A 25,865-nucleotide genomic window follows, 5' to 3' on the forward strand; every position below is an offset into this window, starting at 1 on the left:
CTCCAGGACCGCGTGAACTCGTCGAACACCTACGGCTTCATCGCCGAGGTGATGGCGGTCGAGGTGGATCCGGAGACCGCGGCGGTCAAGATCCTCCGCTACGTGACCGTCCACGATGCGGGCACCCTGATCAACCCGCTGATCGCCGAGGGGCAGATCTACGGCGGCGCGCTCCACGGCCTCGGCGGGGCGCTGTACGAGGAGCTGGCCTACGACGCCGACGGCCAGCTCCTCACCGGCACGTTCATGGACTACCTGGTCCCCACCGCCAGCGAGGCGCCCACCATCGACATCGGCCACGTCGTCTCGCCCTCCCCGTTCACCACGCTCGGGGCCAAGGGGCTCGGCGAGTCCAGCTCCATGACGGTGCCGGCGGTGATCGCCAACGCGGTGAGCGACGCGCTGGCACCCCTCGGGGTCCGGATCACCGAGCTTCCGATCACGCCGACCCGGCTCTGGGAGCTCATGGAGGCAGCGCGAAAGGGCAACCGATGAAGCCGCCGCCCTTTGAGTATCACGACCCGGACAGCCTGGAGGAGGCGCTGGAGCTGCTCACGCGCTACGGTGAGGAGGCGAAGCTCCTCGCGGGTGGCCAGAGCCTGATGCCGCTTCTGAACTTCCGCCTGAGCCGCCCCGCTGCGCTGGTGGATCTGAACCGCATCGCGTCCCTCGCGTACGTCCGCGAGGTGAACGGGCGACTCAGCCTCGGGGCGATGACCCGCCAGCGCGCGATCGAGTTCTCCCCGCTGGTGCGGGAACGCCTGCCGCTTCTCGCCGAAGCCACAACCCTGGTCGGCCACCTCCCGATCCGCACCCGCGGCACCATCGGGGGAAGCCTCGCCCACGCCGACCCCGCAGCAGAGTACCCCGCGATCGCGACCGCGCTGGATGCCGAGCTGGTCGTCCGCGGTCCCCGGGGTGAGCGTGTCCTCCGACCCGAAGAGTTCTTCGTGAGCTATCTGACGACCGCGCTGGCCCCTGAGGAGATCCTGGTAGAGGTCCGGTTGCCGGCCGCCCCGCCTGGAAGCGGATGGGCATTCGAGGAATTCAGCCGCCGTCACGGTGACTTCGCCATCGTTGGGATCGCAGTCCAGCTCGTGGCCGACGGCGAGAACTGTCGGGTTGCGCGCCTGGCTGCTGCGGGCGTCGGACCGACGCCGATCAGGCTCCGCGCGGCAGAGGAGATCCTCGAGCGTGAGGGGCTCGTCGAGCAGAGCATCGAAGCCGCAGCGGCACGGGCGGCAGAGCTTGTCGAGCCGGACAGCGACATCCATGCTTCGGCCGACTACCGGCGGCATCTCACGCGGGTGCTGACCCGGCGCGCAATCCGGCGCGCTGCGAAGCGGAGCCAGGAGGCCCGCTGATGGGCGAGCTGCGGACCATCAAGCTGACGATCAACGGGGTGACCCGGGAGGGGCGTGCCGAGCCACGCAAGCTTCTCGTTGACTTCATCCGCGAGGACCTGGGGCTCACGGGCACCCACGTCGGCTGCGAGCACGGGATCTGCGGCGCCTGCACGGTCCTCCTCAACGGCGAGGCCGCGCGGTCCTGCTTGATGCTCGCGGTCCAGGCCCATGGAGCGGAAATCCTGACGGTCGAAGGGCTGGCGACGAACGGCAAGCTCCACCCGCTCCAGGAGGCCTTCTGGGAGCACCACGGGCTCCAGTGCGGCTTCTGCACGCCGGGGATGCTCCTCGCCGCCTACGACCTGCTCCGCGTCAATCCGTCGCCAACCGAGCCGGAGATCCGGGCCGGGCTCTCGGCGGTCCTCTGCCGCTGTACCGGCTATCAGGGGATCGTGCGCGCCGTCCAGGCGGCGGCGAAACGCCTCAGGGCCGCGGGCTGAGCCGAGAGGAGGAGAAGCACGTGGTGACGGGTCAGGACCTGTCTGAGGGCTATCTCAAAATTCCCGATCGGCTCAACATGGGTGCCTGGGTGGTGGACCGCCACGTCCGCGAGGGGCGCGGGCCGAACCCTGCCGTCCACGTTGGTCACCGCACCTACACCTACGAGGAGATCCGGCGTCTTTCCAACCGAGCCGGGAACGCTCTCCGGGGGCTCGGCGTCAAACAGGGGGACTGCATGGTCCTCCGCCTGGGGACCAACCTCGACTGTATGCTGGCGTTCCTGGGCGCGCTCAAGATCGGAGCCGTCCCGATCCCGACCTCCGCCATGCTGCGGGCGCAGGAGGTCGGCATCATCCTCCGAAACAGCGAGGCCGTGGCTGCCATCGTGACGCCCGACCTGGCGGAGGCCGTCGAGGCGGTCCGTGGACACAGCCCCCGCTTCGCGCACCTCCTGCTCGTGGGGGAGGCGGCGGACCCGACCCGCAGCTGGCGCGGGCTGATGGAGCGGGCGAGCGAGGACCTGACGCCCGCAGCCACAGCTCCCAATGACCCGGCCTTCATGATGTATACGTCCGGGACCACCGGGGAGCCCAAAGGGGTCCTCCACGGACATCGCTGGATTATCGGCACCGGGGATCCGATCACACGAGTCATGACCCGGCTGGGCCCGGGAGACATCTGCTTCCAGCCCCAGGACTGGTCGTTCATCTATCCCCTCGGGTGCAACTTCCTCTACCCCTTCCACGCAGGGGCCGCCGTGGTCCTGCCCACCGGCCGCTTCGACCCCGAGCAGGCGTTCGCCACCGTCGAGCGCTACCGCGTCACCGTCTTCTGCGCGGTGCCCACCATCTACCGGATGATGCTGGCGGTGCCGGAGGCCGAGCGGCGCTACCGGCTGGGGTCGCTCCGGATGGGAGTCTCTGCCGGTGAGCCGCTTCCCGCCGACACTTTCAAGGAATGGCAGGAACAGCTCGGAGTCACCATCTACGACGGAATCGGGCAGACCGAGAGCCACATTTTCCTCGCCAACCGCGTGGGGACGCCGATCAAACCCGGCTCCATGGGGAAGCCCCTCCCCGGCTACGAGGTGGCGATCCTGGACGACGAGGGGAAGTCCCGGCCCGTAGGGGAGCCCGGCCATCTCGTAATCCGAAACGACCATCCCGGGCTCACGCTCGGGTACTATCGGGACCCGGAGCGGTGGGCGCAGGTCAACCAGGCTGGGTGGTACTACACCAAGGACTATGCCTCCGTGGACGAGGACGGCTATTACTGGTACGTCTCGCGCTCCGACGACCTGATCAAGAGCCGCGCCTATCTCATCTCGCCCAAGGAGGTGGAGTCGGCGATCCTGGAGCACCCGGCCGTGCTGGAGGCGGGCGTCGTGGGAGTCCCGGATCAGCTGATCGGCCAGCGAGTCAAAGCTTACGTCACGCTGAAGCCCGGCCACGCGGCCTCTCCGGCACTGGCTGACCAGATCAAGGAGCACACCCGGCGCCTGATCGCGCCCTACAAGGCGCCCCAGGACGTGGAGTTCGTTGCCGAGCTGCCGAAGACCCTGACAGGCAAGATCCTCCGCCGCCAGCTCCGGGAGAAGGCGTGAGGGCGCCAGTTCTCGACATCAGAAAGGGAGTCAGAGCCAGTCGATCGCGACCAGGTGCTCGACCTGGCGAAACTCCGGGTCTCCTGTGACGACCACGGCGTTCTCCCTCAAAGCAACCGCCACAGCGAACGCGGCGGCGGCGGCCATCGGATAGTCGGCTTTAATTCGCGCTGCCTCAAGGGCAAGGGCTTGATCGCACGGATAGAACCGAAGCGGAAGGACCTCGAGCTGTCTGACAATTTCCTCTGCCAATCGATGGCCATGCTGGCGGGCGAGCCGGTAATACACTTCGCCGAGGTTGATCACGCTCAGCAACAGGGGAGTATTCCGTCGGCGAGCTCCAGTAAGAAGTCTCTCGACGCGTTCTGCGCCCGGCTCATCTTGAATCCAGGCGAGGACGGCGAAGGAATCGAGCAAATTTCTTTTCCTCACGCTCCAGCTCCTCTTTGCGGTCCTCTAACAGGGACTTTGTGAGCGAGGGACCACCCTTGACCACCCCCCGCAACGCCCGAATGGGATCGTCCGGGAGTTGGAAGAGAACGACCTCCTTCCCCTCGACCCGCACGTGGAAATTGGTCCCCGGCTTCAGGGCGAGCGCTCGGCGGATGTCCCTTGGGATCACTACCTGCCCCTTCGCTGACATTCTTACAATAGGCATTTTCATCTCCCATTCAACAAAACGTTCAACATTACTTGATCAGTTTAACGTTTTCTTTTTCGGTGGTCAAGCCAGGGGGTAGGTCAGAGGCTTCCTCTCGCTCCTGGCGTAGGCCGACGCTCGCCTTTCCCGCGCCATTTTTCTTCCTTGGCAGCTTAGTTTGTCGGCTTCCGTCCCAAGATTTACCTTGACAGCCTCCTCGACCACGCTTAAAACTCTCGCCAGGTTCCCCAAGCTGAACGTCCGGCCCTCGGGAGGCAGCCATGCGCCTGGCCCGTGCCCTCCTCGTGACCCTCGTCTTCGGTATCCTCCTGACGCCCCTCGCCGCCGCCGCGCAGCAGCCAGCGAAGATTCCCCGGATAGGTTATCTCGTCCCTGGCGCGCGCGGTGGTGCCCCGCATCTCGGCCAGGCATTCAGGCAAGGGCTGAGCGACCTTGGCTACGTCGAGGGGAAAAATGTCGTCATTGAGTTCCGAGGGGCGGAAGGCAAGTTTGAACGCCTCCCAGAGCTCGCCGCCGAGCTGGTGCGTCTCAAGGTGGATGTCATCTTTGCGCCGGTTCAGCGAGCGATTCTGGCAGCCAAGAATGCGACACAGACAATCCCCATCGTGACTGCTGCAGCGATCAATCCGGTTGAGACTGGGCTCGTTGCCAGCCTCGCCCGTCCGGGAGGGAACATCACGGGGCTGACCGTCATTGTGGACCCGAAGTATGCCGGCAAATTGCTGCAGCTCCTCAAGGAGGCTGTTCCCCAGGCTTCCCGGGTGGCTGTCCTCTGGAATCCAACCATTCTGGGTTACGCAGCTCAGGTGGCAGAAATGGAGGTCGGGGCCCGGTCGCTGAGGGTGCAGCTTCAAATCCTGGAGGTGCGCAGTGCCGACCAGTTCGAGGGTGCCTTCGCGGCGATGACCAGAGGGCGTGCCGAAGCGCTCCTCGTCCTGGGGGAGCCGATGTTCTTTGTTCACCGAACCCGGCTCGCACAGCTCGCGACAACGAGCCGGCTGCCGACGATGCTAACGCTTAGAGAGTATGTGGAAGCTGGCGGGCTCATGTCCTACGGGACGAGCTTTCCCGACCTGTACCGCCGCGCCGCCGGCTATGTGGTCAAGATCCTGAAAGGCGCCAAGCCCGCCGACCTCCCGATGGAACAGCCCACAAAGTTTGAGCTGGTCATTAACATGAAGACCGCCAGGGCCCTTGGCCTGACGATTCCGCAGTCCGTCCTCTTCCAGGCGGACAAGATAATCGAGTAGTCTTTCAAGGTGTCCGGTCATTCGCTAAGCCGCTGGAATCGTCCGCTCGGGATTCGCGCGCTTCCTGTCTTGACCGCTGCTCGTGACGAAGCGTAATGTAGCGAGGTACTAACAGCGGTGAGGACGGTCGTTCATGCGCAGGGGGCCCCGCGATGTAAACCAGCAGGGAAACGCGGTCCGTCAGAGTGTGGCGGCTGGCCTGTTGCGGCCTCCGGCGCGCTCAGGCGCGATGCCACCCTTCAAGGCGCGTCCTATCAGGGGGGACTCGATCTCGCGTACCATCAGCGAAGACCGCAACGCGCGCTGATGCCGCAAGCTCGCGCGTACTCCGACACCAGCGCACTCGTGAAGCGGTACGTCGCCGAACCGGGCACTCCCCGCGCGCGTGCTCTCATGCGGAGCGGCGCTGGACGGTCCCAACTGCGAGTCCTCTGGGTGGGTACCTAGTGCCGCGAGAGCAGCTCACCCCCAAGCTGGTAGGGGCGAGGGTGAGGCGCGTCGAGGACCGGCGCCTCCTCACCGGCCAGGGCTCGTACGTGGATGACCATCGCCCGCCGGGGCTCCTCTACGCTGCGTTCCTCCGAAGCCCCCACGCCCACGCGCGAATCGCTCGCCTCGACCCGTCCGCCGCCCGGACGACGCCGGGCGTCGTGGCCGTGGTCACGGGAGCGGAGCTAGCCGGCTGGACCAAGCCGGTCCGGGCGCTCTCGAAGATGGCTGACTACAGGGTGACGAGTTTCCCTCCCCTGGCAGTCGGGAAGGTCAGGTTTGCCGGAGAGGCGGTGGCCGTGGTCGTGGCCGAGAGTCGCTACGTGGCAGAGGACGCTTTGGACCGGATCGTCGTCGACTGCGAGCCCCTTCCCGCCGTCTCCGATCTGGGAGCGGCGATGGAGCCGGGGGCCCCGCTCCTCCATGAAGAGGCGGGGTCGAACCTCCTCCTCGCCCGTGAGTTCTCCCGGGGAGATGCCCGCGCGGCCATGGCGCGGGCGGAGGTGGTGGTGCGGGACCGCTTCCGCTTTCACCGGCACACCGCCATCTGCCTGGAGAACCGGGGCTGTCTGGCGGACTATCACGAGGGGACAGGGCTCCTGACGCTCCGCTCCTCCACCCAGTGCCCGGGCCTCGTGCGGGACATCCTGGCCGACCTGCTCAACCTCCCCGAGCACCGAATCAGGGTCGTGGCGACGGATGTGGGGGGCGGCTTCGGCGCCAAGTCCTCCCTCTATCCCGAGGAGATTACGGTTTGCGCCCTGGCGTGCCGGCTCGCACGACCCGTCAAGTGGATCAGCGACCGGCGAGAGGATCTCCTCGCCACCTCCCAGGCCTGGGACGAGATCATCGAGGCAGAGTTGGCCCTCGATGCCGACGGCACGATCGCCGGCCTCCGGGCTGAGGTCACCGCCGACATCGGGGCCTACTCCATCTACCCCTGGACCGCGGTCATCGAGCCGGTACAGACGATCAGCTTTCTGCCGGGGCCGTACCGCGTCCCACACTACCACGGGCGCACCCGGGGCGTGGCCACCCCGAAGGCGCCCATGGGGCCGTATCGCGGCGTGGGGCGTCCGGTTGCGACCTTCGTGATGGAGGGGCTCATGGACCGGGCTGCGCGGCGGCTCGGCGTGGACCCGACGGAGCTCAGACTTCGAAACTATATCAAGCCGGAGGAGTTCCCCTATAAATCCCCCTCTGGGATCGTGTGGGACCGGGCAAGCTTCACAGAGACCCTGCTCAAGGCGCGGGAGGCGCTGGGCTATGAGGCCGCCCGGGCTGAGCAGGCCGGCTCACGCGCGGCGGGACGCTGGCTCGGAATCGGCTTCGCCTCCTACGTCGAACTGACAGGCATCGGTTCGGCCATTGCCGTCTCGCCCGGCATGCCGGTCGCCACAGGCACCGAAGCCGCCACCATCCGCGTGGATCCTTCGGGAACTGTGACAGCCATCTTCGGCATCGCCTCCCACGGCCAAGGGCTCGAAACTTCCCTCGCCCAGGTGGTGGCCGACGAGCTGGGAGTCCCGCTGGAGGACGTGCGCGTGGTCCATGGCGACACCGCGCTCGCCCCCTACGGCACCGGGACCTACGCGAGTCGGAGCGCGGTTCTCGGAGGTGGCGCCGGCATCCTCGCCGCGCGGGCGGTCCGGGAGAAGGCCCTTACAATTGCCGCTCACCTGCTCGAGGCCGACCCTGCCGACCTCGTAGTGGCCGATGGCCGGATCTCGGTGCGCGGCGTGCCGGATCGCGGCGTGACCTTCCGGGAGGTCGCCAAGGCCGCCTACTCGGGAGCGCGACGGCTACCCAAGGGGATGGAGCCGGGGCTGGAAGCCACGCGGTTCTACGACCCGTACTTCGGCACGGCCTCCAACGCCACCCACGCGGCGGTGGTGGAGGTGGATCGCGAGACCTGCTCGGTGGTCGTGCTTCGCTATGTCGTGGTTGAAGACTGCGGCAGGATCATCAACCCGCTGATCGTCGACGGGCAGTCTCACGGGGGCGTGGCCCAGGGAATCGGGGCGGCCCTCTACGAAGAGGTGGTCTACGACGAGGCGGGGCAGCTTCTCACCGGCACCCTCATGGACTACCTCGTGCCCTCCGCGAGCGAGGTCCCGACGATGGAGGTGCATCACGTGGAGACACCCTCCCCGACGGCGCTGGGGGGCTTCAGGGGGATGGGCGAGGGCGGGACCATCGGAGCTCCGGCGGCGATCGCCAACGCCGTCGCGGACGCGCTCTGGCCGCTCGGGATTGAGGTGAACGAGCTTCCCATCACTCCTGACCGTCTCTTCCGACTGCTCGGGAAGGCGGGTGGGGTGCCCTAGAGGAGAGCCATGGACCTGGCGCTCAAGGGAAAGGCCGCGCTGGTCACGGGAGGCGCGCGGGACGTGGGGCGCGAGATCGCGCTGACACTCGCCCGGGAGGGCGCGGCGGTGGCCGTCAACTACTTGCACTCGAAAGCCGAGGCTGAGTCTGCGGTGGTGCAGATCAGGGACGGCGGCGGGCAGGCTGCCGCGTATGCGGCGGATGTGTCCGATTACGAGGCGGTGCGCGCCATGGTGGAGCAGGCGGTGAAGGAATTCGGCCGGCTTGACATCCTGGTCAACAACGCCGGGTACGTGGCTCGAAGACTATTCGTTGAGGCTGCGCCCGAGGAGTGGCGACGGCAGATCGACGTGGGCCTCTACGGCGTGATCTACTGCTGTCACGCGGCGCTGCCGAGCATGGTCCAGCAGAAGAGCGGGCGGATCATCAATCTGGCCGGTGACTCGGCCCGCGTGGGGGAGGTCGGCCTCTCCATCACGGCGGCTGCCCGGGCGGGGGTGCTCTCCTTGACCAAGACGCTGGCGAAGGAACTGGGACCGTACGGGATCACCGTCAACGCCCTGGCCTTAGGAGTCGTCGAGGGCGGACATTGGGACCCGGCCTGGTTCGAGGCGAACCGGGAGAAGATCACCCGGCTCTACCCCCTGCGTCGGCTGGGGCGGCCGTCGGACGTGGCCCCGCTGGTCGCGTTCCTGGCTTCAGACCTGGCCGGTTGGATCACGGGCCAGGTGGTCAGTGTCAGCGGCGGCTACAGCACGGTCGGTTGATGGTAGACCTCAGCATCGAGCAGGCTGACTGGCTCCGGGAGCGCGCGGAGGGCGCGCCATGGAGTGCACGGAGCGGAGCCGCCTGATGTCCATCGTGGACTTCCACCTCCACGCCTACGATGTCCCGGTCAGCGGGCCGCCCTCCTTCATCGAGTTCATGAGCCGGCAGCTCGGCCGTCCCTTCGCCGCGTTCGTGGAGGAGCACTCGACCACGGAGCGCTATCTCTCGGTCCTCGACCAGGCCGGCGTCGATTATGGCGTCGTCCTCGCGGAGCTGGCCCCCATCACCTCCGCCATCGGCGGCAACGAAACCGTGGCACGGCTGTGCAAGGGAAGCCCCCGCCTCATCCCGTTCGCGAGCATCAACCCCCACGCGACCGCCAACCCCGACCGGGAGCTGGAGCGGCTCGTGACGGATCATGGCTTTCGTGGCCTCAAACTCTACCCGACCTACCAGTACTTCTACCCCAACGACGCCAGGCTCTACCCGCTCTACGCCAAGGCCCAGGAGCTGAGGATGCCGGTCAAGTGGCACACGGGGTCCTCGGTCTTCCCGGCCTCGCGGCTCAAGTACGGGGATCCCCTGTACCTGGACGATGTCGCGGTGGACTTCCCGGACCTCACGATCATCGTCACCCACAGCGGGCGGCCCTTCTGGTACGACCGGGCCTACGCCCTCGCGCGCTTGCGCGAGAACGTCTACATGGAGATCGCCGGGCTCCCGCCCCAGCGGCTGCTCGTCTACTTCCCGGAGCTGGAGCGAGTGGCCGACAAAGTGCTCTTCGGCTCTGACTGGCCGAGCATACCGTCGATCAGGAAGAACATCGAGACGATCCGAGGGCTGCCGCTGTCCGACACGGCGAAGGAACAGATCCTCGGGAGCAACGCCGCCCGGATCCTGAAGCTCAGCCGCTGACCGAACGGAGGCACGCGATGAAGGCGGCCTACTTCAAAGAGCACGGCGGGCCTGAGAAGATCATCTACGGCGACTACAAGGACCCAGTCCCGGGCCCCGGCGAGGTCCTGGTGCGCGTCCGGACCTGCGCCCTGAACCACGTGGACGTGCTCCTGCTGGACGGCCGCTTCCCGCCGCCCGAGGGTCTGCCTCACGTCAACGGCTGCGAAGTGGCCGGGATTCTGGCCGCCCTGGGCCCCGACGTGACCGGACTTGCGGCCGGGCAGCGCGTGCTGATCTTTCCGGGCTTCTCCTGCGGCCGGTGCGAATACTGCCTGCGGGGGGAGCGCACGGTCTGCCTTCGGTACGGCTACCTGGGCGCTCACAAGGACGGCGGCTATGCCGAGTTGGTGAAGGTGCCGGCCGAGAACATCATTTCGCTCCCTGATGCGTTGAGCTTTGAAGCCGGCGCGGCCGTTCCGCTCGCGATGCTGACCGCCTGGCACGCGCTGGTGGCCCAGGCGGACCTCCGGCCCGGCCAGACCGTGCTCGTCCAGGCTGCGGGGAGCGGGGTGGGGAGCGCGGCCATCCAGATCGCCAAGCTGATCGGGGCCCGGGTCATCACCACGGTCGGCTCGGAGGACAAGATCGCGTTTGCCGAATCCCTGGGCGCAGACGCCGTGATCAACTACCGGACGCAGGACTTCGTCGAGGAGGTCCGGCGCTACACGGGCAAGCGCGGGGTGGACCTGGTCGTGGAGCACATCGGCGCCGAGACCTTCGAGCGGAGCCTCTACTGCCTCACGCGGCTCGGCAAGCTGCTGAGCATCGGCTCGCATGACAGCCACTGGGGGCGCGTGGATCTCCGTCAACTGTACTCGAAGAACCTCCGCATCATCGGTACCAACCTGGGCTCCATCTCAGAACTCCGCACCATCGTCGAGTTCATGCTGGCCGGCCGGCTCCGTCCTGTCGTGGACCGCGTCTTCCCGCTCTCGGAAGCCCGGCACGCGGCCCAGTATCTCATCGAGCGGAAGAACCGCGGCAAGCTCCTCTTGATTCCCGAGCCTTAGGGAGACCGGGATGAGCGAGTTCGTAAGGGTGGAACGGGACGGGGCGACGGCAACGGTCTGGATCGATCGCCAGGCCAAGATGAACACCCTGACCGTCGTCATGCGAAGCGAGTTCCCCGGCATCTTCCACGACCTCGATGCCGACGAGGCCGTCCGGGTCATCGCGATCCGTGGCGCCGGCGGCAAGGCGTTCAGCGCAGGCGGCGACGTGGCCGAGTTCCTCTCTCTGGCCCCCGCGGACCTGGAGCAGTGGGGGGATACGCTCACCTGTCCCGAGCGGTGCCGGAAGCCGGTGGTGGCGGCCATCGATGGCTACACGATGGGCGCGGGCCTCGAGCTGGCGCTCGCCTGCGATTTCAGGGTCGCGACGACCCGCTCAGAGTTCGCCTTCCCCGAGATTCGCCTGGGGATGATCCCGGGGAGCGGGGGCACCCAGCGAGCCCTCCGCCTGATCGGGATGACCCGCGCCAAGCTCTTCATGATGACAGGGCAGCGGATCCCCGCGACGCTGGCCGAGCAGTGGGGGCTCATCACCCAGGCCGTGGCGCCAGCCGAGTTCGAGGAGGCGCTCACGACCTTGACCACGGCCCTGGCGGAGCAAGCGCCTCTGGCGCTGCGTACCCTGAAGACGGTGCTGAACAAGGGGATCGAGGCGCCGCTGGAGACGGCGCTCGAGCTGGAGCGCAAGGCCTACGCGTGGCTCCGCTCCACCCGGGACTACGAGGAGGGGGTGAGGGCTTTCCTCGAGAGGCGGCCCCCGAAGTTCACGGGGCGCTGAAGAATGGCAGTTCGAGCCGAGGGCCGCCGGCCATGCCGCAGGCAGGCCCGGCACGAGGCGAGACCCGAAAGGAGGACGACGATGAGGAAGACGATTGTGGCGGTGGTGGTGACGCTGGCCGTGCTGGGGAGCATCAGCCTGGCGCTGGCCCAGCAACCGGTGACCCTCGCCTTCGGCACGCTGAGCCAGGGGACCGCGTGGTACGTCTACGGGGCGACGATGGCGGAGCTTCTGCGCAAGATGCTCCCACCGGGCTCGCACGTGGACGTGAAGCCGTTCTCGGGAGGCGTCGGCAACGCGAAGCTGGTGGCGAAGAACGAGACACCGATCGCGTTCTCGTTCACGGTGACCAACCGCTGGGCGTACGAAGGCAAGGAAGCGTACGACGCCAGGCTCGAGAACCTCCGCGGCCTCGTCGGCGGGCTGGACACCTACTACCTGCTCGCCATCGCCCAGAAGAAGCTCGGCATCAAGTCCCTGAAGGAGGTCAAGGAGAAAAAGCCGCCCGTCAGGCTCTACACGCTGCCCGTCGGCTCGCTCGGCGAGTTCGCCGCCCGGCAGCTCCTGCGCGAGTACGGGCTGAGCTACGACGACCTGAAGGGCTCGGGCGGGAGCGCGACCCACGTAGGCTACAAGGTCATCATCGACGCGATGCGGGACGGGCGCGGGGACCTGCTCATCGCGGTGGTGACACCCAAGCATCCCTCCATTACGGAGATCGCCACGTTCGCCGACGTGAAGTTCCTGCCGCTTGAGCCGGAGCGCGTCAAGGGCCTGGCCGCCCTCGGCTACCAGCCGGCCAGGATGCCGGCCAACGAGTTCAAGAACCAGCCCGAGCCTATCGAGACCGTCGGGTTTCCGACGGTCCTGATCACCAACACCGCGCTCCCCGACTCGACCGCGTACACGATCACGAAGACGATCTGCGAGAACAAGGACGCGCTGGTTCGCGGTCACGCGGGACTCGCGGTCTTCGAGCCGAGCGTGGCCTGGAAGCCCGAGCTGGTGGGGATCCCGCTCCATCCGGGGGCCGAACGGTACTACCGCGAGAAGGGATGGCTCAGGTAGCCGCGGATTGGATCTTCACGAACGGCCGGATCCTCACCTTCGACCGCCGCGCGTCCCCGCACGGCGCTGAGGCGTAGGGTGTCGCTGGGAAGCATGCGAGACTTCCTGACGCCCCGGGCACTCGTGGCGGTGGCCTGGTCCGCCTTCCAGATCTACACGGTCGCCGCGGGGATGTTCGACCTCCTGATCCAGCTCCCCGTCCACGTGGCCTTCGCCATGACCCTGGCGTTCCTGACCCCGCGCAAGCCGGGGGTGCGGGTGGGCTGGGCCAGCGGTGGCGCGGCGCTCCTCTCCGCGGCCACGGCGGTCTACTTCGTCATCGAAAACCCGCGCCTCGTGAGCCGCATGCCCTTCGTCGACGAACCAAACCTCGGCGACAAGATCGTCGGGTGCCTGTTCCTCCTGCTCCTGCTCGAAGCCTCCCGGCGCTTCGTCGGGGCCGGGCTCACCGGCCTCACGCTCGCCTTCGTTGCCTACGCCTTTCTCGGGCCGTGGCTCCCCGGCTTCCTCGGCCACGGCGGCACCGCCTTTTCCCGCTTTCTCGACCAGCAGGTGCTCTCCACCGAGGGGGTGTTCGGGATTCCCGCCCTGGTCTCGGCCACCTATATCTACCTCTTTATCCTGTTCGGGACGTTCATGACGCGGGTGGGGTTGATCCGGTTCTTCACCGACCTCTCCCTGGCGCTGGCCGGGTGGACGAAGGGAGGGGCCGCCAAGGTGGCGGTCATCTCCAGCGGGCTCCTCGGCACGATCAATGGCAGCGCCATTGCCAACGCCGTCACCACCGGGAGCTTCACGATCCCGCTCATGAAGCGCGCCGGCTACCGCCCGGAGTTCGCCGCGGGGGTGGAGTCCACGGCCTCCATGGGCGGCCAGCTGATTCCTCCCGTCATGGGCGCGGCAGCCTTCATCATGGCCGAGACCCTCGGCGTTCCCTACGCGACCGTGGCAGTGTCCGCGGCCATCCCCGGTGTCCTCTACTTCTTCGCCGTGGGCGTGATGGTGCACTTCGAGGCCGCACGGCGGGGCCTCCCCCTCCTGCCCCGCAGCGACCTGCCCCGCCTCGCCACGGTCGTGGCCGCGTACGCCCACCTGCTCGCGGCCCCGGCGGTGCTCGTGTATCTCATGGTGGAGGGGCGCACGCCGCTCTACGCGGGGCTCTGGGCGATTGTCGTCGGCGCCGCAGCCAGCTTCCTGCGCCGCGAGACCCGGCTCACGTGGAGAGGCGCGGCTGAGGCGCTGGTGGAATCCGCTCAGAACGCGCTCCCTGTTGCCCTGGCGTGCGCCACGGTGGGAATCGTGGTGGGGGTGGTGGCGGTCACCGGGATGGGGCTGAAGATCGCGAGCGGCATCGTCGCGCTGTCCGGCGGCCACCTCCTGGCCACGCTCCTGTTCACCATGGTGGCTGCGCTGGTGCTCGGCACGGGGCTTCCGACCTCAGCCACCTACATCATCACCTCGGTCATGGCTGCCCCGGCGCTCCTCGAGCTCGGCCTGCCGGCCCTGGTGGCCCACATGTTCGTCTTCTACTTCGGCATCCTGGCCGACCTGACGCCGCCCACGGCCATCTCCACCTACGCCACCTCCGCCATCGCCGGAGCCGATCCCTGGCGGACCCAGTGGACGGCCATGCTGCTGGCGCTGTCGGGCTTCCTGATCCCGTTCAGCTTCGCCTACGATCCTTCCATTCTGTTGATCAACCCCACGCCCTTCGGCGTGGTCTCCCGCACCGCTGCCGCCACGCTGGGCATCCTGATGCTGGGCGCCGGCATCGTGGGATACCTCTGGGCGCCCACGCGGGTGTGGGAGCGGGTCGCGCTCCTCGCGGGCTCGGTGCTCCTCATCTTCCCCGGGCTCTGGGGAGATCTGCTCGGGGCGCTCGGCTTCCTGGGGGTGTGTGCCTCCCAGCGCCTCCGCCGTGCGGGAGCGCTCGGGCCCGCGGTCAGGACGGCAAGGAGGTAGCGATGGGCTTCATGGACCTGCGCCAGTGGATCGCCCGCCTCGAGAAGGAAGGAGAACTCCGCCGCATCACGGCGCCCGTGGACTGGGATCGCGAGATCGGCGCGATCACGCGGAAGGTCCTGGAGCGGAAGGGACCCGCGCTCCTCTTCGAGAACATCCGTGGATACGAGCAGGGGCGGTGCACCCGACTCTTCACCGGCGGCCTCGGCAGCAGAGGGCGGCTCGCCCTGGCCCTGGGCTTCCCGAGGGAAGCGCCCAACCGCGAGCTGGTTCAGTACGTGATGAAGAAGAACCGCGAGGCGATCCCGCCACGCGTGGTCCGCACGGGGCCGGTGAAGGAGGTCATCGTCAAGGGGGCGCACGCGGACCTCACCGAGTTCCCGGTCCCCAAGTGGCACTACCTGGAAGGCGGGCGGTACATCAACACTTTCTCGGGGATCGTCACGCGCGACCCGGACACGGGGGTCCAGAACGTCGGCATCTACCGGGGAATGATCGGCACGCGGAACACGATCCCCATGCTCCTCATCAAAGGAGGCCAGCACTGGGGCCAGCACTTCCTCAAGTACTCGAGCCGCGGCCAGCCCATGCCGGTAGCGTGCGTCATCGGCTGGGACCCGATCCTCCCGTTCATCGCCGGGAGCCCGATCCCCGCGGGCGTGTGTGAGTATGACGTGATGGGCGCCTACCGGGGGGAGCCCGCCGAGCTGGTCCGATGCGAGACCGTGGACTTGGACGTGCCAGCCAGCGCCGAGATCGTCATCGAGGGGCTCATCTCCGACGACGCGGCCACCTACGAGCTCGAGGGGCCCTTCGGCGAGTTCACAGGCTATGTCTCCGACCTACCCACGCCCCGACCGACGATTCGCGTGACCTGCGTCACGCACCGCAGCGAGCCGATCTTCCGGGGCACGCTCGAGGGAACGCTGCCGGGGTCGTTCAGCGAGAACAGCGTGATGTCCTCGGTCCAGCGGGCGGCGATCGCCTTGAACATCCTGACCGGCGCCGGGATCCCGGGGATTCGCGACGTCTACGTCCATCCCATCACGAACGGCACGAACATCTGCATCCAGATCCGGAAGCACTACCAGGGACAGCCCAAGCAGATCGCCGCGGCCCTCTGGGGAGCCGGTGCGGCACAGTTTCGCTACAAGAACGTCATCGTGGTGGAAGAGGACATCGACATCTCCTCCTACGAGCAGCTCGACTGGGCGATCGCCTATCGGGTCAACGCCGGGCACGGCGGGCTCGTGGTCTTTCCGGGGATCTTCGGCTCGCCCATCGACCCGAGCACGCCGCTGGTGGAGCGTGATGTGAACCGCCTGGGCTCCGGCCTCTGGAACCGGTTGCTGGTGGACGCGACCCGGAACTGGGAATTCGAGCGGCGGGCCGAGTGGGGGGGCGAGCGCTTCCCCCCCACGGTCAAGCCCGCCCCCGAGGATGAGCAGCGGGTGCTCGAGCGCTGGAAGGAATACGGTCTCGAGGGAGTATGAGTCTGCCGCGACCGCACTCGACTCGCACGCGGTCCGCCGTCTCGCGGGAGCCGTCCGGGCCCCCGACGGAGGGGCACCGACCGCTCACTTCCTGAAGACACCCTTGCCGCCGCTCCTGACGTAGGCCACGAGGCTCCCCATCATCATCGCCGACAGAAGCAGCGTGTAGGGGAAGAAGCCGAGGATCGCGAGGACGGCTCGGAGCGTGAGGCGATCGTACCAGCGGACGGCCACGAGCATCAGCAGCGGCGCGAGGAGCCCAGCGAGGACGCCGAAGAAGTAGGTGAAGTTAATCCCCCATGCCGGGATCTTGGCGAGCATATAGACCGGCCCGACGATGGTCGCCCAGCGGAGCACGTAGAGACTGAGGTCGAGCACCGACCCGGCGTAGAGCGGCAGCCAGTAGGCGAAGTGGTAGGCGATGAGGGGCAGGCTCAGGAGCGCGTAGAGGATCCAGAAGATCTGTGCCGCGACCAGGTAGGCGAGCGGCGGCGGGCCACCGACCAGCAGCGCCCGGTGCTTCACGAAGCACTGCATGCAGCCTTTCATCCACCGCACCCGCTGGCGGACGAGCTCGGAGAGGGTCTCCGGCACCCGCGTGTCCCCGACGGCCGCGCGCGCCGCGACGACGGCGGACCCCCGTCGTGCAAGCTCCAGGGCCACGTCGAAATCCTCGGCCGCGGTGTCGGGCCTGAAGCCGCCAACGCGCAGCAGGCTGCTCCGGCGGTAGCAGGTCAGCGCGCCGCAGATTCCGGGCGCGAAGCGGAAGACCGAGGCGAAGCTCTCCCGCGAGAAGGCGTTGGCCAGGTACTCCACGCTCTGAAACCATCCGAGCGCGCCCCGCGGGTTCGCCACTTTCGCCACGCCGGTGACCGCGCCGATGCGGCGGTCGGCGAGCGGCCGCACGAGCTCCGCGATGGCGCCGGGCCGGAGGCGCGTGTCCGCGTCGATGCTCACGAGGAAGTCGGACCTCGCGCTCCGGACCGCCGTGTTCAGGGCCGCCACTTTCCCCCGGTGCTCCTGGCTGAGCAGCCGGACGCCCGGGTAGGCGCGCACGACGGCGCGTGTTCTGTCGGTCGAGCCGTCGTCGACGACGATGATGTCCAGCTTTTCCCTCGGATAACCGGCGGCGAGAAGGGCCGCGAGGCAGGGCCCGATATTGGCTTCCTCGTTGTAGGCGGGGATCATCACCGCCACCGGCGGCGCGAACGCCGGAGACGGGGCGCGCGCGCGGCGGGCTCGGGCCAAGAACACCGCCGCGACGACGGTGCTGACGCCGAGCATCGTCAGGAGCCCGAGAAACAACCCGCGGGTCAGGAGGAAGAGAAGCTCAGCCATCTTAGGGGCCTGTCGGAGATACCCCCGCTCGAGCGCCGGCTGCGCCGGCGCAACCGATCCTGGGGGAGGTTCGGAAGGGGGGCAAAGCCCCCCTCCGAGTCAACTAGGGGGATCCGCCCAGCTGCTCGGCCATCCGGGAGAAGAACTGGTCCAGCATCATCTTCGCCACGCCCCCGAGCATCCGCTGCCCGACCCCCGCGATCAGGCCACCGATCTGCACGTCGGCGGAGCACGCGACCCGCGTGCCCCCCTCCACCTCGGACAGCTCCATGGCGGCCTCGCCCCTGACGAAGCCGGGGCCACCGCTCCCCTCGACCGCCATCCGGTACCGGGTCGGCGGCTGGATGTCCGAGAGCTTCACTTTGCCCTGAAAGGTCCCCTTCACCGCCGCGACGCCGACCTTCATCGTCGCCTTGTACTCCCCTTCGCCGATGGCTTCGAGCTCCTCGCAGCCCGGGATGGCCTTGGCGAGCTGGGCGGGGTCGAGGAGGGCCTGCCAGACGCGGTCGCGGGGTGCCGGAATGTCGTAGCTGCCTTCGATCTTCACCGGGTCTCCTTTCTGGGCCCGGCAGCTGCCAGAAGCGCCGGCTTGAGCTGCCGCGTGTTGACCGGGCTCAGCACGCATCCTCCCATCTGCTGGACGGCAAAGGTAGCATAAAGAGGATCGCAAAATCTTTCAACGGGAACTCCTGACAGGGGCATTCTGGGGAAATTTGCCCCAGCGTGTTCAAAGGCGCCACACTGAATGCACTTCGACAGGGCCGCGCGCCTTACCTAAGCCGCCGAATTCGCTCACTTTGACCGACACGTCCCCTTGGCATCTCGCTTGCTCCTAGTCTTGGCAACACACACTTCCACCCCCAAAAGGAGGAGTCGTCATGCAGAAGGTTTTCGCAGTTGCGTTGGCTCTGCTGCTCGCCCTGTCCGTGGCCAGCGCCTGGGCTGAAGAGATCGAGGGGAAGATCCAGAAGGTGGACCCTGCCGATCGGATGTTCGTCCTTGAGGACGGCACCCAGCTCTGGGTGGCCGAAGGCCTATCGATGGACACCCTCAAGGCAGGGGCATCGGTGAAGGCCACCTACGAGGAGCGGGACGGGAAGAAGATCTCCACCAGCTTCGCGGTGTCGGAGTAGTACCCCTCGCTCTCCAAACGGGCATGCCGCGAGCGGGCATGCCCGTTTTTTATTTTGGGATCAAGGCTTCGAGCCCCGCGGCGAGGAGGAAGCGAACAACCGCCTGCGACGAAATCACGGTGGTTTCCCCGGGGACCGGGACCTCCAAGCCGCGCTCTGGCGTTTCCGGGATCGCCACCCGTGCCGTGCGGTAGCCTTCCACGATCCCGACCAACGCGCCAGTTACGGCGTCGAACACCCCTCCCCCGCTGGCCCCGTAGCTCACTGAGGCGTCCACCATTCGGGCCGGTCCCTCCACCGCCGCTTCTCCTGCCTCGGACCCGATCTGACTCACCACCCCGCTCACCACCGTCAATCGACGGCCCCAAGGGAACGCAACGACCCAGACCTCGTCCCCGAGCTGGACCACTTCCTTAAATTTCACGGGCGGGAGGTCTATCCCTTCGACCTCGATAATTGCGAGGTCCGTGTCCGTGCTCACGGCCGTCACTGCCGCTCTCCCTCGGCCCTTGTGTTGAGGCGTGCTGACGTAGACCTGCCGGCGAAACGGTGGCTCCAAGAAGTGGCGGGTCGTGAGAATCCACGAACGGCCCGACTTCGTGTCCGACGCGAGCACGACCCCGGACGCGGCGCGCCGCCCGCCGCCCTCGCGCTCGGCCCGGAGCTGGACCGTCGAAGGGAGGATGCGCCGGATCACCTCACTCCGGTCCGAGACCCCTGCGGCGGAGGCACAACCCGACACCAGGAGGGCGACCGCGACCAGGCCACCCGCTCGCGTCATCCGTCCGCCTCCTCCTCGACTACCTGTCGCTGGAGGATCCGGTAGAGGGTGCGCCGGTCGATCCCTAGGATCTCGGCCGCACGGAGTTTGTTCCCCCCCGCCTCTTCAAGAACCTTGGCCACATACCAGCACTTCATCTCTTCCAGCGTCATGCGCCCCGCGGGCAGACGGAGCTCGCGGGCAGGCTCCTCGCGGAGCTCCGGCCGGAGATCGTCGGGGAGGACAAGTTCCGACGAGGAGAGCGCGACCGCCTGCTCGACGGTGTGTTCCAGCTCCCGAACGTTGCCCGGCCAGTGGTAGCCCGAGAGGAGCGCGAGGGTTTCCCGCGCGAAGCCCTTCACCGGTTTACCGGACGCGACGGCATACTTCTGCAGGAAGTGCTGAGCCAGGAGCGGCGCGTCCTGGAGCCGCTCACGGAGGGGCGGGACCGTGATCGTCACGACCTTGAGGCGAAAGTAGAGATCCTCCCGGAAGCTGCCGTCCTCGACCAGCTTCCTGAGATCCCGGTTGGTCGCCGCGACGATCCGGACGTTCACGGGAATCGGCTCGTTTCCCCCGACCCGCCGGATCGTCCTCTCCTGGAGGGCCCGTAGCAGCTTGCCTTGGAGGGCGGGCGACAACTCCCCGATCTCGTCAAGGAGGCAGGTTCCCCCCGCGGCGGTTTCGAGGAGGCCGCGCCGAGTTGAGAGGGCCCCGGTGAAAGCGCCCCGTTCGTGGCCGAAGAGCTCCGACTCGAAAAGCGCCTCGGGAAGTGCCGCGCAGTCTACCACCACGAAGGGCCGGTCCGCCCGGAGGCTCGCGTAGTGGATGGCGCGGGCGACCAACTCTTTCCCGGTGCCGGTTTCCCCCTGAATGAGGACCGTGGTGTCGAGGTTCGCCACGCGCGCCACCAGCTTATAGATCTCGACCATTTGAGGAGACTGGCCCACCAGGTTTTCGACCCGGTATCGTTCCCTGAGCTCCTGCCGATACTGAAGGTTCTCACGGACCAACCGCTGCGCGTCCAGGGCCCGGCGCACCACGACCTTGATCTCCTCCATTCTGAAGGGTTTGGAGAGGTAGTCGTACGCGCCAGCACGAATTGCTTCGATCGCGGTTTCGATGGTCGCAAACGCCGTGAGGATTAAGACTGGGACTCTCGGCTGGATTGACGCGAGTCGCTGGAGGACCGACAGCCCGTCCAGGTCGGGCATCCGCAGATCTACGAGGGCCAGGTCGAAGGGCTCGGCTTCGGCCAGGCGCAGGCACTCCTCCCCGCCTGAAGCTGCCCGGACCCGGTACCCTTCTCGGGTCAACACCTCGGCAAGGAGGTCCCGGGCCACTGGGTCATCGTCTGCGATCAGGAGCGTCGGAGGCGCCGTCATGCGGGACGCCCCGTGGGGAGGACGACCCGGAACGTGCTCCCTCGGCCTTCGTCGCTCGTGACCTCGATCCGTCCCTTGTGCTCCCGCACGATCTGGGCGGAAATGAAAAGACCGAGGCCGGTACCCCTCCCCGACTCCTTGGTCGAAAAGAATGGCTCGAAGATCTGCGTTCGGTGGGCAAGCGGAATCCCTCGCCCGGTGTCACTGACCTCCACCTCCACTTCCTCGCGATTTTCAAGAGCCCTGGTGGTCAGTTTCACACGGCCTCCGGCCGGTGTGGCGTCCATCGCGTTGGTCAGGAGGTTCAGGATCACCTGCTGGAGCTGGTTTCGGTGACCCTGCACCGACGGAAGCTCAGGGGCCGTGACCACCTCGAGGCTCAGACCCGCGGCGGAGAGGCTCGGCCTCACCAAGTCGGCCGTGTCTCGCAGCAGCCGGTTCGCGTCTACTGGGCCCGGCTCTCCAGGCGAGTGGCGAGTGAGGTCCAGTAGTTGGCCAATGATCTCGACCACCCTCGCAAGCTGGGTCTCGATGATCGCGAGGCGACGGGCTAGATCCTCCGACAGAAAATCGGCAGGCAGTTCCTTCCGGAGCAGCTCGATGTGTCCAGCTACCGAGTGGAGCGGTGTACCGACTTCGTGAGCGACCTCGGCCATGATCCGCCCGGACAGGGCCAGCCGGTCGGCGTGGCCGAGGCTCCGCTGCGTTTCGAAGAGGAGCTGGTTCAGGCGTTGGAGCTCCTGATAGCGGCGGTCGAGCTCCGCGGTTGCTTCTTTGACCCGAGCCTGGAGTTCATCGCTGAACTGGTTGATCCGCCCCATCATCTCGTTGAAGTGCTGTGCGACGGCCCCTAATTCGTCGGCGGTCTCCACCCGGACCGTGGCGGCGCTGTCCCCGCTCCGGATGCGAGCAATGGCGTCCATGAACCGCCGGACCGGGCGATCCACGATCAGCTGGACCGCAAGACTCATCAGGACACCCATGATTACCACCGAGACGGCGGTGAGGGCGAGCGCCCATGTGCGGATCCGCGACGCCTGCCGATCCGCGCGGTCCAGCGAGAACTTGGCAGCAACCGCTCCGGCCACCGTTCCCTCAAGCGTGACCGGGGCCATGACCTCCCAGTACCGCCTGTTCGGCTCCTTCATGAGGCGCGAGATGACCTGCCCCTTGAGGATCTGGTCCACCTCCTTCCGGCGAAACGGCAGCCGACTCTCGGGATGGCTTGTGGCTACCAACTTGGTCCCACCGGACCCGAACGCAAGAATGTCGAGCTGGAGCACATTCTGCCTGACCGCCAGGATCTGCTGGATCTGGTCGTGAAGGAGCGCGGCACTCTCAAACTCCCGCCGATCGCCAATCGTGGCCGCGATCTCCCGAGCGAAGGCGATGGCCCGGTCCTTCAGGTCCTCTTCCACCCACCCGCGCGAGAGCGCGAGGTGCAGCCACGTGAAGCCGAACGAGACCACAATGAGGATGAGAAGGCTGAGGAAGACCAGCTTGTGTCGGATACCGAGCCGCACGCGAACCCTCCCGACCAGGAATCAGGCCGGGCGGAACTTCTGGCGGCCGATCGTGACGCTCGCGATCGAGGCCTCCGGCACCGCGGTCTCGATCACCAGGAGTTGCTTGCCGAAGTCCACGGCGCGGACCACACCGAGCCCGACGGTCTCCCGGTCGGCGTTGTCGAGCCCGGCCAGCGCACCCTGGAAGTCGTCCAGGCTGTAGTTGAGGACGAGGCTCTCATCGAAGCGCCGGGCGATCTGGCGCAGCTCGACCTCCTTGATCGGATCGGGAGTCACGAGGACGAGTTCGGTCCCGCGCCGCTCAGCCCAGAGCACCATGTCGTTCAGGAGCGCCGAGAGCTCCTCGAGCTGACGACCCGCCAGCGGCTGGCCCGCGAAGAGCGCCGGGCGTCTCAGGACCACGCGGCCGAGGTCCAGGTAGAGCGTGCGCGCCCCGTGAAAGTAGGCCTGGAGCGTCCGCTCCCGGTGCAGCCGCCGCTCCTCCTGCGAGCGCTTCCGCCCCGCGCGGCTCGAGGCGACGCGGAGGACCTCCGGCCGGCGCCCCGCCGCGTAGGGCTTCAGGATCGGCTCGCACTCGTCCCCGTGCTGGAGGCAGCAGAGCACATCCGGATCGATCAGGTCGATCTTGTGCTGCTTCAGGGCGCGCCCCAGCTCCCCCTGGACCAGCCCGCTCGTGTCCACGAGCACGCGATCGAGGCCCAGGGTGAGGGCCTTGTCCACCATCCGCTTGGTGCCGATCACGGTGGGGAGGAGATGACCCTGGGGAGACGTGGACCCGACGAAGTAGAGCCCGGCGACTTCCGCCTCGCCGAGCTGCTCCACAGGCTGGCTGATCAGCCCGAGCCCCACGGTCGTCGGAGGACCGATGTCGGACTGCCCGAGGTCCGCGTCCACGACGCCGACGCGGTCGCCGCGCCCCAGGAGCCCGTTGGCCAGGTAAGTCGTGAAGGACGTCTTGCCCGTGTCGGTCTCGCCGATGATGAGGATGACGCGGACCGCTGCGGCGCGTCGGAGCGCCGCCTCCCAGGTCGGATCGGGGATCATATCGGGCCGAGGGACCGGACCGCTGCGTCGATCCGAGCCAGCCCCTGCCTGATGGTCGCGAGGTCGGTGGCGTACGAGAGGCGGACGTGGCGGTCGGAGCCGAAGTCGACGCCCGGGACCACGGCAACCCGCGCGGCCTCGAGCAGGAACGCCGTGACGTCCGACGAGCTGGCCAGTCTCCGGCCCTCCCACATCCTGCCGAAAAGCTCCGACACGTCGGGGAACGCGTAGAACGCCCCACCGGGCATCACGCAGCGGATCCCGGGGATCGTGTTGAGCCCTTCCACGATCACCCGCCGACGGCGGTCGAACTCGCCGACCATCTTGGCCACCTCGTCCTGGGGGCCCGCCAGCGCTTCCACGGCGGCCCACTGGGCGATCGAGGACGGGTTGGAAGTGACCTGGCTCTGGACGTCACTCATGGCGGCGATCAGCGCGCGGGGGCCCGCGGCGTAACCGATGCGCCAGCCGGTCATCGCGTAGGCCTTGGAACACGTGTTGACGACGATGGCGCGCGCCTTGACCTCCGGCCCCAGCGCCGCGATCGACGTGTGGCGCCGGTCGTAGGTGAGCGCCTCGTAGCACTCGTCGGAGATCACCCAGAGGCCGCGCTCGACCGCGAGCTCGCCGACGGCCCGCAGCGTCTCCTGGGTCAGGACCGCCCCCGTCGGGTTGTTCGGGCTGTTGAGCACGACGGCCCGGGTCCGCGCCGTCACCGCCGCCCTCAGACGGGCCGGGTCGACCTGGAATCCGCGCGCCTCATCGGTCGGGGCAGGCACCGGAACGCCGCCGAGGAGCCGCACCTGCTCGGGGTAGGAGACCCAGTACGGGCTCGGAATGAGGACCTCGTCGCCGGAGTCCACGAGCGTGACGAAGATGTTGTAGAGGGTGTGCTTGGCGCCGCAGGAGATCAGGACCTCGGCGGGTTCGTAGTCGAGGCCGTTGTCACGGCGGAGCTTCTGGCAAACGGCCGCACGGAGCTCCGGGATCCCGGGCACCTCAGTGTACTTGGTCTGTCCCTGCTTAAGCGCGCGGACCGCCGCCTCCTTGATCCGCTCCGGGGTGTCGAAGTCGGGCTCCCCCGCGCCAAAGGAGATGACGTCGATCCCCTGGGCGCGCATGGCCTTGGCCTTCGCCTGGATGGCCAGCGTGGAGGAGGGGGCGAGGGTTTTCAGGCGATCGGCGAACATCGGGCCCGTTACTTCCTGGCGAACTTCTCCTTCAGCCGCGTCTCGACGCTCGAGGGCACCAGGCCCGCGACCGCGGCGCCGTAGCTCGCGACCTCTTTGATGAGCCGGGAGGAGATATAGGTGTACTTCTCGTGGGGCATCATGAAGACGGTCTCCACGCTGTCGCGGAGCTTGCGGTTCATCAGCGCCATCTGGAACTCGTACTCGAAGTCCGAGATCGCGCGGATCCCCCGGATCACGCAGTCGGCGCGTTCGTGGGCCACGAGGTCGATCAGGAGGCCGTCGAAGGACGTGATGCGGAGGTTCCCAAGCCCGGCCGTGGACTCGTCGAGCATGTCGAGCCGCTCCTTGATCGAGAAGAGGGGCTCCTTCGCCGGGTTGGCGACCACGGCCAGGATCAGCTCGTCGAAGATGCGGAGGCTCCGCTCGATCAGGTCCAGGTGGCCGTTGTGGACCGGATCGAACATTCCCGGATAGACGGCACGCTTGCCCATTCAGCCCTCGCCGCTGTGTTAGCTAACCGGGCCTCGCCTCGTCGCTGGCGCAGGCGATGAAGCCACCTGCGCCGAAGCGCCTCGGCTCGAACTGCCACGCCTGCGGCTCGTCGGGAGCCGCTCGGCTCGAGCGATCAACTCGGGCCTCGCCTCGCGACTCTCCTCGCCTGCGGCTCGTCGGGAGCCGCTCGGCTCGAAGTTCCACGCTCCCCTCCGAAAAACGACGCTGATCTTACCCCGCCGCCCGAAAGAAAGTCAAGGTGGTTTCGCCGAATCGTCGTCCCTTGAAGGCTGTTAACGACCCCACGCGCTCGGGGAGCGGCGCTTTCGTCAGGTGCTGGACCACGACGACCCCGCCCGGCGCGAGGAGCGTGCCGTCGGCGAGGCGTGCCAGCGTCTCGGCGGCGAGCGCGCTCCGGTACGGCGGGTCGAGGAACATCGCCGCGAAGCGAGCGCCCTCCCGCTTGAGAAGCTCCACGGCCGAGCGCGCATCCCGCCGCAGGACCCGCGCCCGCCCCGCGAGGCCGAGCTGCTCGAGGTTCGAGCAGAGCGCGGCCATGGCCGCGTGGTCCGTCTCGACGAACACGCACTCCGCGCAGCCCCGCGAGAGGGCCTCGATGCCGACCGCCCCCGCGCCGGCGAAGAGGTCGAGGAAGCGGGCGCCCGGCAGCCACGGCGCCAGGGTATCGAGGCACGCGATGCGGATGCGGTCGGAGGTCGGGCGTGTCCGCCGCCCTTTCGGCGCAGCCAGCCGCCGCCCTTTGAGCTCGCCGGCAGCGAC

25 protein-coding genes are annotated in these 25,865 nt (G+C 67.7%); 14 read left to right on the forward strand and 11 right to left on the reverse strand.

Features of this window, described 5'->3' with window-relative positions; genetic code table 11:
- The 4 genes from HY726_06880 to HY726_06895 form a co-directional block, all read left to right on the forward strand.
- Nucleotides 1–495: xanthine dehydrogenase family protein molybdopterin-binding subunit (locus HY726_06880; protein MBI4608711.1), on the forward strand; the 495-nt coding region annotated here is incomplete at its 5' end.
- On the forward strand, nucleotides 492–1,364 hold the full coding sequence (locus HY726_06885) for a xanthine dehydrogenase family protein subunit M (protein MBI4608712.1): 873 nt from the start codon (nucleotides 492–494) through the stop codon (nucleotides 1,362–1,364). The genes HY726_06880 and HY726_06885, both read left to right, overlap by 4 nt.
- The gene (locus tag HY726_06890) at nucleotides 1,364–1,846 is read left to right on the forward strand and encodes a (2Fe-2S)-binding protein (GenBank protein MBI4608713.1); all 483 of its coding nucleotides are present in this window, start codon (nucleotides 1,364–1,366) and stop codon (nucleotides 1,844–1,846) included. Before HY726_06885 ends, HY726_06890 begins: the two co-directional genes overlap by 1 nt.
- A 23-nt stretch (nucleotides 1,847–1,869) precedes the next feature.
- A complete protein-coding gene (locus HY726_06895; protein MBI4608714.1) occupies nucleotides 1,870–3,450 on the forward strand; it encodes an acyl-CoA synthetase in 1,581 nt (526 codons plus the stop codon).
- A gap of 30 nt (nucleotides 3,451–3,480) precedes the next feature.
- Here the strand turns inward: HY726_06895 and HY726_06900 are convergent, their stop codons facing one another.
- Together HY726_06900 and HY726_06905 are read right to left on the reverse strand one after the other, a co-directional pair.
- Complete coding sequence (locus tag HY726_06900) at nucleotides 3,481–3,867, reverse strand: type II toxin-antitoxin system VapC family toxin (GenBank protein ID MBI4608715.1); 387 nt, start codon at nucleotides 3,865–3,867, stop codon at nucleotides 3,481–3,483.
- Entirely contained in the window at nucleotides 3,827–4,108 is a 282-nt protein-coding gene (locus HY726_06905) for an AbrB/MazE/SpoVT family DNA-binding domain-containing protein (GenBank protein ID MBI4608716.1), read from the reverse strand. Before HY726_06905 ends, HY726_06900 begins: the two co-directional genes overlap by 41 nt.
- 287 nt (nucleotides 4,109–4,395) lie before the next feature.
- Here HY726_06905 and HY726_06910 point away from each other — a divergent pair, with 287 nt between their 5' ends.
- From HY726_06910 to HY726_06950, 9 genes are all read left to right on the forward strand, one after another.
- On the forward strand, nucleotides 4,396–5,361 hold the full coding sequence (locus HY726_06910) for an ABC transporter substrate-binding protein (GenBank protein MBI4608717.1): 966 nt from the start codon (nucleotides 4,396–4,398) through the stop codon (nucleotides 5,359–5,361).
- A 446-nt stretch (nucleotides 5,362–5,807) separates the two neighbouring features.
- Entirely contained in the window at nucleotides 5,808–8,177 is a 2,370-nt protein-coding gene (locus tag HY726_06915; protein ID MBI4608718.1) for a xanthine dehydrogenase family protein, read from the forward strand.
- A gap of 9 nt (nucleotides 8,178–8,186) precedes the next feature.
- Nucleotides 8,187–8,945 carry an SDR family oxidoreductase gene (locus HY726_06920; protein MBI4608719.1) on the forward strand — a complete coding sequence of 253 codons (759 nt, stop codon included), beginning with the start codon at nucleotides 8,187–8,189 and terminating at the stop codon, nucleotides 8,943–8,945.
- Between the two features lie 85 nt (nucleotides 8,946–9,030).
- Complete coding sequence (locus tag HY726_06925; protein ID MBI4608720.1) at nucleotides 9,031–9,861, forward strand: amidohydrolase; 831 nt, start codon at nucleotides 9,031–9,033, stop codon at nucleotides 9,859–9,861.
- A gap of 17 nt (nucleotides 9,862–9,878) precedes the next feature.
- Nucleotides 9,879–10,913: a zinc-binding dehydrogenase gene (locus HY726_06930; GenBank protein ID MBI4608721.1), complete on the forward strand. Its 1,035-nt coding sequence runs from the start codon at nucleotides 9,879–9,881 to the stop codon at nucleotides 10,911–10,913.
- A 10-nt stretch (nucleotides 10,914–10,923) separates the two neighbouring features.
- Nucleotides 10,924–11,691, forward strand: coding sequence for an enoyl-CoA hydratase/isomerase family protein (locus HY726_06935; GenBank protein MBI4608722.1), 768 nt, complete (start codon nucleotides 10,924–10,926; stop codon nucleotides 11,689–11,691).
- A gap of 81 nt (nucleotides 11,692–11,772) precedes the next feature.
- The gene (locus tag HY726_06940; protein ID MBI4608723.1) at nucleotides 11,773–12,759 is read left to right on the forward strand and encodes a TAXI family TRAP transporter solute-binding subunit; all 987 of its coding nucleotides are present in this window, start codon (nucleotides 11,773–11,775) and stop codon (nucleotides 12,757–12,759) included.
- 78 nt (nucleotides 12,760–12,837) lie between these two features.
- The gene (locus HY726_06945) at nucleotides 12,838–14,721 is read left to right on the forward strand and encodes a TRAP transporter permease (protein ID MBI4608724.1); all 1,884 of its coding nucleotides are present in this window, start codon (nucleotides 12,838–12,840) and stop codon (nucleotides 14,719–14,721) included.
- Between the two features lie 2 nt (nucleotides 14,722–14,723).
- Entirely contained in the window at nucleotides 14,724–16,214 is a 1,491-nt protein-coding gene (locus tag HY726_06950) for a UbiD family decarboxylase (protein MBI4608725.1), read from the forward strand.
- 84 nt (nucleotides 16,215–16,298) lie between these two features.
- On the opposite strand, the gene HY726_06955 is transcribed toward HY726_06950, so the two are convergent.
- Together HY726_06955 and HY726_06960 are read right to left on the reverse strand one after the other, a co-directional pair.
- A complete protein-coding gene (locus HY726_06955; protein MBI4608726.1) occupies nucleotides 16,299–17,552 on the reverse strand; it encodes a glycosyltransferase family 2 protein in 1,254 nt (417 codons plus the stop codon).
- 103 nt (nucleotides 17,553–17,655) lie between these two features.
- Nucleotides 17,656–18,099: a carbon monoxide dehydrogenase subunit G gene (locus HY726_06960; GenBank protein MBI4608727.1), complete on the reverse strand. Its 444-nt coding sequence runs from the start codon at nucleotides 18,097–18,099 to the stop codon at nucleotides 17,656–17,658.
- A gap of 331 nt (nucleotides 18,100–18,430) precedes the next feature.
- On the opposite strand from HY726_06960, the gene HY726_06965 reads away from it, so the two are divergent.
- A complete protein-coding gene (locus tag HY726_06965; GenBank protein MBI4608728.1) occupies nucleotides 18,431–18,685 on the forward strand; it encodes a DUF1344 domain-containing protein in 255 nt (84 codons plus the stop codon).
- A 49-nt stretch (nucleotides 18,686–18,734) separates the two neighbouring features.
- On the opposite strand, the gene HY726_06970 is transcribed toward HY726_06965, so the two are convergent.
- The 7 genes from HY726_06970 to rsmD form a co-directional block, all read right to left on the reverse strand.
- Nucleotides 18,735–19,466 carry a trypsin-like peptidase domain-containing protein gene (locus tag HY726_06970; protein MBI4608729.1) on the reverse strand — a complete coding sequence of 244 codons (732 nt, stop codon included), beginning with the start codon at nucleotides 19,464–19,466 and terminating at the stop codon, nucleotides 18,735–18,737.
- Entirely contained in the window at nucleotides 19,463–20,830 is a 1,368-nt protein-coding gene (locus HY726_06975; protein MBI4608730.1) for a sigma-54-dependent Fis family transcriptional regulator, read from the reverse strand. Before HY726_06975 ends, HY726_06970 begins: the two co-directional genes overlap by 4 nt.
- The gene (locus tag HY726_06980; protein ID MBI4608731.1) at nucleotides 20,827–22,353 is read right to left on the reverse strand and encodes a HAMP domain-containing protein; all 1,527 of its coding nucleotides are present in this window, start codon (nucleotides 22,351–22,353) and stop codon (nucleotides 20,827–20,829) included. The genes HY726_06975 and HY726_06980 overlap by 4 nt, the downstream gene beginning before the upstream one ends.
- A 21-nt stretch (nucleotides 22,354–22,374) precedes the next feature.
- The gene (locus tag HY726_06985; GenBank protein MBI4608732.1) at nucleotides 22,375–23,400 is read right to left on the reverse strand and encodes a hypothetical protein; all 1,026 of its coding nucleotides are present in this window, start codon (nucleotides 23,398–23,400) and stop codon (nucleotides 22,375–22,377) included.
- Nucleotides 23,397–24,590, reverse strand: a complete 1,194-nt coding sequence (locus HY726_06990) for a pyridoxal phosphate-dependent aminotransferase (GenBank protein MBI4608733.1) — start codon at nucleotides 24,588–24,590, stop codon at nucleotides 23,397–23,399. The genes HY726_06985 and HY726_06990 overlap by 4 nt, the downstream gene beginning before the upstream one ends.
- 8 nt (nucleotides 24,591–24,598) lie before the next feature.
- Nucleotides 24,599–25,084: a pantetheine-phosphate adenylyltransferase gene (gene coaD / locus HY726_06995; GenBank protein ID MBI4608734.1), complete on the reverse strand. Its 486-nt coding sequence runs from the start codon at nucleotides 25,082–25,084 to the stop codon at nucleotides 24,599–24,601.
- Between the two features lie 232 nt (nucleotides 25,085–25,316).
- Nucleotides 25,317–25,865 (reverse strand): 16S rRNA (guanine(966)-N(2))-methyltransferase RsmD (rsmD, locus tag HY726_07000; GenBank protein MBI4608735.1); only part of this gene is annotated, 549 nt, incomplete at its 5' end.

The sequence above is a fragment of the Candidatus Rokuibacteriota bacterium genome, assembly GCA_016209385.1.
GTDB lineage: Bacteria > Methylomirabilota > Methylomirabilia > Rokubacteriales > CSP1-6 > JACQWB01.